The organism is Sphingobium sp. FW305-3-2-15-F-TSA7 (assembly GCF_058787155.1).
Genome location: NZ_JBYSZM010000019.1, coordinates 1 through 11,635, shown reverse-complemented (window position 1 = coordinate 11,635; position 11,635 = coordinate 1). Strand labels below are relative to the sequence as shown.

Here is an 11,635-nt window from a genome sequence, read left to right as displayed (position 1 = left end):
GGCGATCTCCCTGGTCGGTCCTAGGCCGGGTTCTCCTATTGGTCCGGATCGGGATAGGAGAAGGGATTGGTCACCGCCGGCTGGGTCGGCATCGGACCGCGTGGGAACGGCGTGTCGGCGTTCGCCGCGTTGAGCAGGAAGGATGCCAGGATGATCGCGCCCTGCCGCATATCCTCCGCCCGCATATGATCATAGGTATCGAGCTGGGTGTGATGGACGCGGGTTTCGTAATCGAGCGGATCCTGGATGAACTGGAACCCCGGAACCCCGACCGACTGCATGAACTGATGATCGGTCCCCTCGGTCTTCTGGATCGCAACGGTCGAAGCACCCATCGACGCAAAGGGAGCAAGCCATTCGCGGAAGATCGGCACCGCCGCCATATTGTTCTCGGCATAGATGCCGCGCAGCTTGCCCGAGCCATTGTCGATGTTGAAATAGGCCGAAAGATCCTTGTAGCCAGGCATCGGCGTGATCGGAAAACGCGTCGCCCAGCTGACATAATGCTCATCGGCGCTCAGCGGGCGTTCGGGCGCAGGGCGCTTCGCCAGATATTTCTCGATATAGGCGATGCTGCCATACAGCCCCTGTTCCTCGCCGGACCACAAAGCGAAGCGGATCGTGCGCCTGGGCTTCACCCCCATCGCCGCGATGATCCGCGCCGCTTCCATCACCATCGCCGATCCGGCGGCATTGTCGGCAGCGCCGTCGCCGGCCGCCCAGCTATCGAGATGCGCGCCCGCCATGACATAGGCCGCGCCGGGATCGCTGCCCGGAATATCGGCGATGATGTTGTACGCCTGCGGATCACTGTCGTCGAAATGGACGTTGCTTTCGATCTCCAGCGTCGGCGCGGTGCCGGACAGCGCGAGGCGGGCGAGGCGGCGATAATCCTCAGCCGCGATCTCGACGCCGGGAATGGCCGGGGTTTCCCCGACGCGGTGGAAATAGCCTTCGCCATGAAGCAGCTTGCCTTCGCCGCGAGAGCGCTTGGCATAAGCGACCGCGCCCTCGCTCGCGAGGAAGTCGGCGAGTTCGCGCTCGAAACGCCCCTGCTTCATCCACTGCGCCAGCTTTGCGGGATCCCAGCTTGGCTGTTCATGGGTATCGAGCTTAGCGAGATCAGCGTCGCTCAGCCGCTGGAACGGCGCCTTTTCGGTGTCCGAGCCCTCGCCCGGCATCGAGACGAGCACGATCTTGCCCGCCAGCTTGCCACGCCATTTCTCGAAATGCTCGGGCTTGCGCATCGGCGCGACGACGATCGGCGCGACGAGCAAACCCTTGGTCGCGGGCGTCCAGGCAATCGGGATCGCGGCAAGCTGGATCGGGCGCGGCGTGACCATCCGGACGCTCGACTTCTCGATCCACCAGCCCCGGCCGAACTGGAAACCTTCCTTATGGACATTGGCCAGGTTCCATTCGCGGAACTTCTGCTGCGTCCACTCCTCGGCTTTTCGCATGCCCGGCGAATTGGTCATGCGCGGCCCGATCACGTCGGTCAGATGCTGCGCGGTCTGCATCACCTGCGAATGGTTGGTCCCCTCATCGACGATGCGCAGCACCTGGGTCTTGTCGTCGGGCTTGGGGGCGGGCTTGGCGGAGAGCGGGGTAGTGCCGAGCAGGATGGCGGCGAGTGCGATTGGCAGGGTGCGCATGGCGTTCCGTCGTTCGAAGGGAGGACTGCGCGATTGCTATGGCGACGGCAACGCACTGGCAAGCGCATAACGCCGGTGGCCGCCATTCCGGATATGTTTGGCGCGATGATTCGGCAGAGGGCTTAGCTGCCGGTCAGTTGTGACGGTGCGGCCTATGCCGTCCACAGCGTAGTTGCCAACGTCACGAAAGCGACGAAGGCCCGGTACTACTGGCTGATTCCGAATGCGATCAGCGCGATGACTGCTGCGACGGCGAGGTAAATACAGACGGGGAGCCATCATATCTTCTCCAGCCAGCATCGCCATGAACATGGTGAAACGGCCGGCAAGTCCATCGGAAGCGGACACGGCGAATGGCTCATGCCCTCCCCCATTGACGGGAAGGATATAGGAAAAAGCCTCAACCGCCGGACTAGCCCCGCGAACCGCCAGGTTATCGCCAAAGCTAGAGCAATTTCTGGCTCAGGCGGAGAGCCACTGCCCTACTCCGGCCACTGACCGTGTTCGTACCGGGTAACAGGCCCAGATCGGCCTGAGTCGCTTCGATTTCGATAGACAGCTCGTCGGACAGGCGCGTGGCAAGGCCCAGGCCGAAGAGAAAACCAGCGGCATTCCCTTCACGAAAGGCCAACCCCGTCGCGGGCGGAACCTTCGCGTTGCCAAAGCGGACATTCGACAGCTGGAGTCCGACCGTGCCATAGGCAAGAACATGGTCGGTAGCGAAGCCCAGCTGCCCCTTTACGCGGCCGGTGATCCGCGTGTCGAACGGGATCGGCGAAGCGTTGCCTGGCAACAGACCCGCATTCTGGCCCTGCGGAAAAGAAGCCTCCAGTTCAACGCCCGTGACAACCGCCCCTGATTGCCAGCGACGCCCGAGTTGGGCACCGAACGCAATACCACTCGCCTTCGCATTCCCACCGGGCGAGATGTCGAGTGAGTGATAGGTGTAAAGGGCTTCAGCCAGCCCGACGTTGATACCGAGATAGGCGCCATCCCATGCTCGAACCTTAGCGGCTGCCGCTGTCGCAGACACGCGACCTAACGGCACCGCCGCTGCTGCCTGCGGCACCGCTGATGACGCGGCAGCATCGTGTTCTGGAAGGCCAGCATCGGCGGTTCGTGCCAACAGGCGGGCGAGATCCTGGCGCAACGCGGCATTCTCCCGCTCGAGCGCTTCGAGTCGTCGCGCAACTTGCTCAAGCGTAAGCGATTGCGCGAAAGCCGGGGCGGGCACGATAAGAACGGACGCAACGACGCCACAAAACCATTTTGTCACAATCGAATCTCCAATGATGGCGAATTGCGCATCAATGCGGGGGCAGTCGCCTCTCCGCAACGAACGTTCGGCACCATTCCGGATGCAATACCCTCGCGCCGCAACAATGCCGGCGCTCCATTGCGAATATCGGGTCGATCAGCACCGTCCCCCTGATGGGAGTAACGCTCCCATCATGATTAGCATTGCATGGGAGGCGGCCCCTCACCGGCTCCATTGGCTGGACGTCCTTGACCAGATCTGAAAAGCGCAACTGCATGCGCAGAACGCCGCCGGGGACCATGCCTTCGCGATCACCGGCGCGCAATTCGATTGCGTCACCAGCCACTTCGTACCACCAGCGTCCGGTGAAGGCTTCAATTTGGTGGTACATCCCGCCGGCGCCCGAAACGCGGATGGGGCCGCGCCGCACGCTGCCGACCAGCCGGCACGATAATGTCGGGAATCAGCCGGCTCTTGGTCTTGATGCAGGTCTGTTCCGGTTCGTCGATCCGGTGGAGCAACGTCGGCACTTCGGCATTGATCGCCTGTTCGAGCAGGCTCAGCGGAATGCCGACCGGTAGCCGGATCGTCGAGGACCGTTCCTCGAGCGTGACGGGCGCAACGAGTCGGGCGGCGCCGGATTGGACGTCTTTTCGCCGCACCCCGTGAGGAGAGTGCTCGAAGAAGCAGCCAGTGCACAGGCGCTTATCCAGTTCCGTGCTCCGCCCAATCTGCCTTCCGGTACGTCGCTCATCTTGCGCGACTGCACAAGCATCGGATCCGGAACGACGCTGGTTTCGCACGATTATCTTGATGGAGAGTGAAGCGGGGACGGAGCCACCGTCGCCGCCCCGCCCCCGCCATCATGACGAAGGTCTGCCGGTCAGGGCGCCGGCGGCAGGCCCAGTGCGATCCGCTCGATCCGCGCGGCGACCTTGGCGGCGCCGACATCCTTGCCGATCGTATTGGACAGCACGACAACAGTCACCCGATCCTGCGGAAATTCGGAGAGCGAGGCGTTGAAGCCGTTGATGCCACCGCCATGATCGACCTTCCTGTGCCCGTCGAGGGTGGAGATCATCAGGCCATAGCCATATTCCACCTTGGGCATGCCTTCGATCTTCCCGATCACGGTGCCGCTGGTCTGGCCGTTGGTGAGTTTGCCCGGCGTGGTCATCGCCGCGAAGGATGCGGGCGTCAGCAGCTCGCCGCCGAACAGCGCCGCGTTCCAGCGCACGAGATCACTTGCCGTCGATCGCATCGCGCCGCCGCCGCCGGGCACCGTCATCGAGATGAAACCGGCATTTTTGAACTTGCCGACGCCGTCGCTGGCATAACCCTCGACACGGCCCGGTACGATATCGGTCTCGTCGTCGAGCGCGGTCCTGGTCATGCCCAAGGGTGTGAAGAAGCGATCCTTGAGCACGGCCGCCAGCGGCTTGCCCTCGACCTTCTCCAGTACGGCGCCAAGCATGAAATAGGCGGTGTTGCTGTAGTTCCAGCTGGTGCCCGGCTCGAAATCCATCAGCTTGGGCATCGCCGCGAAAAAGGCGACCATCTCCGCCGTGGAGCGGTGCAGCAGCCCGTCCTTCACGAAATAATCGGGCAGTGCGGTATAGTTGAACAGGCCGGAGGTGTGGTGCAGCATCTGCGCCAGCGTGATATCGTTCGCGCGCGGAAAATCGGGGAAATAGCGCGACAATTTGTCGTCGAGCGAGAGCTTCCCCTCCTCCTGCAATTTCAGCAGCGCGACCGCGGTGAACTGCTTGGTCACCGATCCGATCCGGAATATCTTGTCGTTGGTAACGGGCACGCCGAGCTCGAGATCCGCCGAGCCATAGCCCTTGACCAGCACGGGCGCACCATCCCGAAACACCGCGACCTGCAATCCGGGGCTCTGCCCCTGCGCCACCGCCTCGTTCGCGGCGCGATCGATCGCGGCGGCGACCGCCTTGGTATCCGCGGCGGCCGCCGGCGCGGCCATGGCGACGATCGCGGCCATCGACGCGGCGGCGAATCCATATCGGCTATATCTCATCCATTCCCCCATGCGGCGCGTGGCGCCTGCCTGTATCCGGGCCATAAGCAGCCCAGGTCCGGTCGATGCCGGACCAATACAGCCATGGACCAGAGCGCCGCGAGCCTGTCAATAGCAGACCCGCGAGTATTTTTACAGAAGGTCGGTTGCGGGCATCAGTCCCAGCGCTTCACGCCGTCAGCATATCCAGCTGCCGATCGATCAGCGCATGGATGTCGGCCTTGGTCAGGCTGTCGCAAAAACCGCGCAGCGTGTTGATGCCGTTCATGAAGGTCAGCAGTCCGATCGCGCGCAACCGCGCGGTCGCCGGATCGAGATCGGGGCAAAGCCGCTGAACGACCTGGCCGAGAAGCGCGATCACGCGATCGGCGCCGGCCACCATCTCCTCGCGGATTTCGGGATCGCGCACGCCGTCGATCTGCGTTTCCAGCGCGCCGGCCACCACGCGCCAGCCCTCGCGCCGCGCAAGCTGGCCCAACCCTTCACGCATATCGGCGCGAAGCTGCGCGATGGTCTCGATCCCGGACAGCACCTCCGCTGCCGCAAGATCGCGCCGGACCAGCCCGATCAGCAACGCGCGCTTGCTGTCGAAGTGGACATAGACCGCGCCCTTGCTGAGATCGGCTTCGCGCGCGACCTCGTCGATGGTCGCGCGATCCCAGCCGTCGCGCTTCACGCACCGCTCCAGCGCGTCCAATATATGGCGGCGGCGCTCGGCCATATATGCATCGGATCGTTTGGGCATCTGGCTTGCTATCTCCGTCGCGACCGAGATAGCCCGCGCCGGCATGTTTTACAAACATACCATTAAGTCTGTTAATCTGCCGCCCCGTCTACGCTCGATCAGTCGATGATCTTCCGTCCGGTTCCCCACGCCAGCCAGATCGCGGCGCCGACCAGATTGACTCCCGCGGCGAGGATGAAGGTGGCGGTATAGCCGCCGGTCAGGTCGAGCAGCAGCCCGGTCGCCGCGACGCCGATGATGCCGGGCAATGTGCCGGCGGTGTTGGTGATCCCCCAGAGCACATCGGCATGGCGCGGCGCGATGTCGAGATGGTTGACCGCGAAACCGGCGAAAGTGAGCGCGCCGACGCCGAGCGCGCCGCACATGCAGAACAGCGCCATCGCCGGGGTGGTCGCGGTGAGCGCGAGCAAGAAGAAGCCGGCACTGCCGACCAGCCCGCCGCATTGCATCAGCCGGCGCACATTGGTCACGTCGGCACCGCGCGCGATCATCTTGTCGGCGACGACCGCGGCGGCATTGCCGATGACGAACTGGCTGATCCACGGGCCGATCGCGAACAGCCCCGATCCGGCAACCGACATATGCTGTACGTCGCGGAAATAGCTCGGCAGCCAGGCGAGCATCAGATAGAGCGTCCAGTTGTTGCAGAAATGATTGATGATCAGCGCCCACACCGCCTTGTGCGAGAGCAGCAGGCGCCAGGGGATCGGCTGGCGCACCGTGCCGGTTTCCGCCTCGATCGGGGCGAGCAGCGCGCGTTCCTCCGCACTGATCGTTGGATGCAGCGCGGGCCGCGCATGGATCAGCCGGAACCAGAAAACCGCGAAGACAAGCCCCAGCCCGCCAAAGGCATAGAACACACTCTGCCAGCCATGATGCTCGACCAGCCAGCCGGTGACGAGCAATGCGAAGATCGTACCCATCGGAATGCCGGTGAGATTGATCGCGGCGGCGCGCGACTTTTCCGGGCCCGGCATCCAGCGCGCGAGCAGATTGTAGATCGCGGGAAAGCTCGCAGCTTCCCCTACGCCCATCAGGATGCGTGTCGCGATCAGCGCGGCGAAGGACAAGGACGCCGCGATAGGGGTGAGGAAAGTGAAGGCCGACCAGGCGACGAGCGCGCCGCCCAGCAGCAACCGCCCGCCGACCCGGTTGGCAAGCCAGCCGGTCGGGATCATCGCGGCCATGTACCCGATGAAGAAGGAGGAAAGCACCAGACCCTTGGTGGTGCCGGACCAGCCGAAATCCTCGGCCATCGGAATGATCGCGACCGAGATGTTGACCCGGTCGATATAGCAGATGAACGTCGCGAGCGCGCACATCAGCACCACGATATGCCGCTTTTGCAGCCCCGGTTTCGAGGCCGCCCCCATCAATGCCATCTCCGCCCCTCCCCGGTCGGTTCGTTATGGCACGCAGGTAGATCGCATGAGCGCGGCGCGCGCAAGCACCCTCACACCGGAACGCGCATTCCCGTCTTCACCCGGTCCATCGTCACGAAGGTGCGGAACTTGCGGACATTCTCGTCGGCGAAGAACAGGCGCCGGGTCATCTCCTCATAATCCGCCATGGTCGGTACGGTGACGACCAGCATGAAATCGACTTCGCCAGTGACATAATAGCATTGCTGCACTTCGGGCGCGTCGAGGAAACGACGCTTGAGATCGTCGATGCGGTCGGCGCGCTCGCTTTCCACTTCCACCTCGACCAGGATGGTGAGCGGCCGGCCGAGCGCCGCGGGATCGACGATCGCGACATTGGCGGCGATGACGCCGCTCGCCTCGAGCCGCTGGATCCGGCGCTGCACCGCGGGCGCGGACAGGCCGACCTGCTCCGCGATCAGCCGTTGCGGCATGCGATTGTCCCGCTGCAACAGGGTCAGGATGGCGCGATCGAAGGAGTCTGGAACCATGATTGCTTTCAAAATTTCCGTTTCAAAATTGCCGCTCGGGACAAACGGAGATCGGGAACAATACGAGCGAAACTTGCAAATGCACCCGCCAAATTCAGCACATCGCTCATCGTTTTTGAACTATTCGCTCACCAACCCCGCTGCATCGACGAGGCCCGACCGATGACCGACCCAATGCACGAGATCCGCGCCCGCGACATGATCGCCTGGCGCCACGCGCTGCACGCGCATCCCGAAATGGGCTTCGAGGAACGGCGCACCGCCGCCTTCGTCGCGGAAACGCTTCGCGGCTTCGGCATCGCCGATGTCGTGGAGGGCGTCGGCGGCACCGGTGTCGTCGCGACGCTCCGGGCGGGGGGCGGCAATCGTGCGGTCGCGCTACGCGCCGATATGGACGCGCTGCGCATCACCGAGCGTGGCGATCGCCCCCATGCCTCGTGCAATCAGGGCGTCATGCATGCCTGCGGCCATGACGGGCACAGCGCGATGCTGCTCGGCGCGGCACGGATGCTCGTCGAGGATGGCGGCTTTGACGGCGTGGTCCGGCTGATCTTCCAGCCTGCGGAGGAATGGGGGCGTGGCGCGCTCGCCATGCTCGATGACGGTCTGCTCGAACGCTTCCCCTTCGACGAGATTTACGGTCTGCACAATATGCCGGGCATCGCCGCCGGCCGGTTCGAGACCACCGCCGGCCCCGCCATGTCCGCCGAGGATAATTTCGAGATCGTACTGAGCGGCGTGGGCGGCCATGCGTCGCGGCCACAGGCGGGGCGTGAGGTGATGGTCGCCGCCTGCGCCACGGTGCTCGCGCTCCAGACCATCGTTTCGCGCCGGTTGAGCCCCACCGATATCGCCGTGGTCTCCGCCACCGAGATCGTGACCGATGGCACGCGCAACGTGCTGCCAGGCGAGGCGCGCATCCTAGGCGATGCGCGTAGCTTTCGCGCCGAGGTGAGTGCGATGATCGAGGCCGAGATGCGCCGCATCGTCGCGGGCATCGCCGCAGCGCACGGCTGCACCGCAGAAGTGACCTATAGCCGCGAGTTCGTCGCGCTGATCAACGATCCGGCCGCCACTGCCGCCGCCGTCCGCGCCGCGGAAACCGTGTTCGGCGCCGACAATGTCGCGGGCGCCTGCGCGCCGATCACTGCGTCGGAGGATTTCGCGCGCTTCCTGGAGCGCGTGCCCGGCTGTTTCGGCTTTATCGGCAATGGCGCCGACTCCTTGCCGCTCCACAATGCCGGCTATGATTTCAACGACGAGATCCTGCCGAACGGCGCCCTCTGGCTGGCGACGATCGCCCGACAGCGCCTGCAACTCCCCTGATCCCAACGCCCAATCCCTACGAAAGACTCGCTCGCATGCTTATCCTGAACAGCCACCCCGATCACGGCGCGGCACTCGATCCGCGCGACGCCGCAACACTGGACGGCGCGGCGGCCGCCGAGGTTGCCGAACATCTGACACACCGCCCCGATCATCGGCCGACCCCACTCCACGCCATGCCCGCCCTCGCCGACCAGCTCGGCGTCGCCGCGATCCAGATCAAGGATGAAGGCCCCCGCCTCGGCCTAGGCAGCTTCAAGGCGCTCGGCGGCGCCTATGCGGTGATCCGGCTGGTCCTGGAGGAAGCGGGCCGCGTCTTCGGCCGCCCGGTCGGCTATGACCAGATGCGCTCCGGCCCGGTCCGCGCGGTCGCGGCCACGCTCACCATCGCCTGCGCGACCGACGGCAATCACGGGCGCTCGGTGGCGCAGGGCGCGGAACTGATCGGCGCGCGTTGCGTGATCTTCGTCCATGAACGCGTCAGCGACGCGCGCGTCGCCGCCATCGCCCGCTTCGGTGCGGAGATCATCCGCGTGCCCGGCACCTATGACGACTCCGTCACCGAGGCCGCGCGCGTCGCGACGGAACGCGGCTGGATCATCGTTTCCGACACTTCCTGGCCCGGCTATGAGCGCATCCCCGGCCTGGTGATGCAGGGCTATACCGCGATGGTGCGCGAGGCGATCGAGGCGCTGCCCGCGCCGCCCACCCATGTCTTCGTCCAGGCCGGCGTCGGCGGCCTCGCCGCCGCGGTCGCGGGCCATCTTGCGCTCGTGCTTGGCGAGGGACGCCCGACCGTCATCGTCGTCGAGCCCGATCGGGCCGCCTGCCTCTTCGAAACCGCACGCGCCGGCCATCCCGTCAAGATCGCCCATGGCGAGCCCACGGTGATGGCGATGCTCGAATGTTACGACCCTTCGCCGCTGGCGTGGCGCGTCCTCTCCCGTGTGGCCGACGCGTTCATGACGGTCGGGGAGGACGATGCCGTGTCGGCGATGAACCGGCTGGCCCGGCCTGCGGGTGGCGATCCCGCGATCGTCGCGGGCGAAAGCGGCGGCGCGGGGCTGGCCGGCCTCATCCGCATCGCCGACGATGCGGAACGCCGCGCCGCGCTCCGCCTCGGCCCCGATGCCCGGATCCTGGCGATCAATAGCGAAGGCGCGACCGATCCGGAGCGCTATCGCGAACTGACCGGACTGGACGCTGCTGAGGTCTGCGCCGAAATTGCCGTATGAGCGGACGGCAGCCGTAGCTTCTGACCTAGTCTGAGCTCAGGCGGATCGACTCAATATCATGTCATTTCCGCGAAAGCGGGAATGGCAATTCGGGAGGTGATCCTAGATTAAACCCTGGCCTGTTGCCGGCGCGGCGGCTTCCTGAGCGAAGAAGATCGATACCGACACCCCCCGCCCAGCCTCCGATGCCACCGTCACCCGCGCCCCGGCATTCTGCTTGAGCGATTGGACGATGACGGCGCCGAGCTTGCCCGATCTAGGCCAGCTCGTGCCCTCGGGCAGGCCGATACCGTCGTCGGACACGGTGACGCGGCAGCCGCCATCGTCGATCAGGCTATGGAGCCGGATCGTCCCGCCGTCGCGGCCCGCAAAGGCATGTTTGAGCGCGTTGGTGAGCAGTTCGTTGACCACCAGCCCGGCGGGCATCGCCACATTGATCGACACCGGCCATGTATCGACGAGCAGGTCGAGGCGAATGCCCTCCGTCGCGTGCGCCTGCATCACGGCCGAGGCGATTTGACTGAGATAGACGCCCAGATCGATCGTCCCCTCCAGCCCCTCGGTCGACATGGTGTCGTAGAGAAGCGACAGCGCGGTGATCCGTCCGGCGAGCCGGTCGAAGCGCTTGCCCGTCGCCTCGTCCCCCACATTGCGCGCTTCCATGCGGATCAGTGCGGTGATCATCTGCAGGTTGTTCTTCACACGATGCTGCAATTCGCGCAGCAGCACATCCTTTTCGCGCAGTGCCTGGCTCTCCGCATCCGCGCGCGGCTGGCCGATCTGCGCCAGCGCGACCAGCCGGAACATCGGGCGGCCATCGTCATCCTCGATCGTGTTGGACCAGGCATCGATGTCCACCGCGCCATCACCGCGCTCGATCACGAAGCAGCCAAGATACTCCTCATCGGCCTCCACCACCTCGCTCAGGCGGCGATCGTCGCCCGCCGCCGCCGCGACACCGGGCAGCATCGTCCAGTCGCGCCCCTCCACTGCGGCGGCGGCCTGGCCGGTCAGCCGCTCGAATTCCATATTGGCATAGGCAATCCGTTCCGACGGACGGAGTTCCGACACCGCGATCGCAACGGGCACATGATCGAGAAACTGCTTGAAACGATCGCTTTCCAGCGCATCGGCCAGACCGGGCGTCTCGAGCAGCTTGCCGATCTCTTCCGGTTCATCATTGTCGGCCATAACGCGCACTCCAATCGCGCGCAGCATAGAGGCCAAGTCGGGCGCCGTGGCAATCGATCCATGTTAAAGTGGCGTCGCCATTTCTGCAGCGCCTCAATCCTCGGGATCGATCACTACCGTCTTCGCCCCATTCATATCCACAGCCACCTGCGCCTTTACCCAGGCCTGCAGCGCGACAAGACGCTCGGCTTGTTCGGATGCGATCAGCGCGTCGGCGAGAGGAAGTCGCGTTTCGCCGGCGGCTGCATCAGCGCAACCGGGGGCTGGGGAAAGGG

11 protein-coding genes are annotated in these 11,635 nt (G+C 64.9%); 2 read left to right on the top strand and 9 right to left on the bottom strand.

Annotated features, from left to right (window positions below; translation table 11 throughout):
• Positions 1-35 precede the first annotated feature (35 nt).
• From AC3WN8_RS15850 to AC3WN8_RS15820, 7 genes are all read right to left on the bottom strand, one after another.
• Positions 36-1,655: a M20/M25/M40 family metallo-hydrolase gene (locus AC3WN8_RS15850; RefSeq protein ID WP_492670420.1), complete on the bottom strand. Its 1,620-nt coding sequence runs from the start codon at positions 1,653-1,655 to the stop codon at positions 36-38.
• Positions 1,656-2,100: 445 nt separating this feature from the next.
• Positions 2,101-2,931: an outer membrane protein gene (locus AC3WN8_RS15845; protein WP_492670419.1), complete on the bottom strand. Its 831-nt coding sequence runs from the start codon at positions 2,929-2,931 to the stop codon at positions 2,101-2,103.
• A gap of 356 nt (positions 2,932-3,287) precedes the next feature.
• Positions 3,288-3,575, bottom strand: coding sequence for a hypothetical protein (locus tag AC3WN8_RS15840; protein WP_492670418.1), 288 nt, complete (start codon positions 3,573-3,575; stop codon positions 3,288-3,290).
• A 221-nt stretch (positions 3,576-3,796) separates the two neighbouring features.
• The gene (locus AC3WN8_RS15835) at positions 3,797-4,951 is read right to left on the bottom strand and encodes a serine hydrolase domain-containing protein (RefSeq protein ID WP_492670417.1); all 1,155 of its coding nucleotides are present in this window, start codon (positions 4,949-4,951) and stop codon (positions 3,797-3,799) included.
• Between the two features lie 169 nt (positions 4,952-5,120).
• On the bottom strand, positions 5,121-5,696 hold the full coding sequence (locus AC3WN8_RS15830) for a TetR/AcrR family transcriptional regulator (protein ID WP_492670416.1): 576 nt from the start codon (positions 5,694-5,696) through the stop codon (positions 5,121-5,123).
• A gap of 98 nt (positions 5,697-5,794) precedes the next feature.
• Positions 5,795-7,078: an ACS family MFS transporter gene (locus tag AC3WN8_RS15825; RefSeq protein ID WP_492670415.1), complete on the bottom strand. Its 1,284-nt coding sequence runs from the start codon at positions 7,076-7,078 to the stop codon at positions 5,795-5,797.
• Between the two features lie 71 nt (positions 7,079-7,149).
• Positions 7,150-7,608, bottom strand: coding sequence for an Lrp/AsnC family transcriptional regulator (locus tag AC3WN8_RS15820; RefSeq protein WP_492670414.1), 459 nt, complete (start codon positions 7,606-7,608; stop codon positions 7,150-7,152).
• Positions 7,609-7,770: 162 nt separating this feature from the next.
• On the opposite strand from AC3WN8_RS15820, the gene AC3WN8_RS15815 reads away from it, so the two are divergent.
• Positions 7,771-8,934, top strand: coding sequence for an amidohydrolase (locus AC3WN8_RS15815; protein ID WP_492670413.1), 1,164 nt, complete (start codon positions 7,771-7,773; stop codon positions 8,932-8,934).
• A gap of 35 nt (positions 8,935-8,969) precedes the next feature.
• Positions 8,970-10,169, top strand: coding sequence for a diaminopropionate ammonia-lyase (locus AC3WN8_RS15810; protein WP_492670412.1), 1,200 nt, complete (start codon positions 8,970-8,972; stop codon positions 10,167-10,169).
• 102 nt (positions 10,170-10,271) lie between these two features.
• Here AC3WN8_RS15810 and AC3WN8_RS15805 read toward each other — a convergent pair whose 3' ends face one another.
• Together AC3WN8_RS15805 and AC3WN8_RS15800 are read right to left on the bottom strand one after the other, a co-directional pair.
• Positions 10,272-11,360 (bottom strand): sensor histidine kinase, encoded by a 1,089-nt coding sequence (locus AC3WN8_RS15805; protein ID WP_492670411.1) that lies wholly within the window; start codon positions 11,358-11,360, stop codon positions 10,272-10,274.
• A 93-nt stretch (positions 11,361-11,453) separates the two neighbouring features.
• The coding region (locus AC3WN8_RS15800) for a hypothetical protein (protein WP_492670410.1) at positions 11,454-11,635 on the bottom strand (182 nt) is incomplete at its 5' end.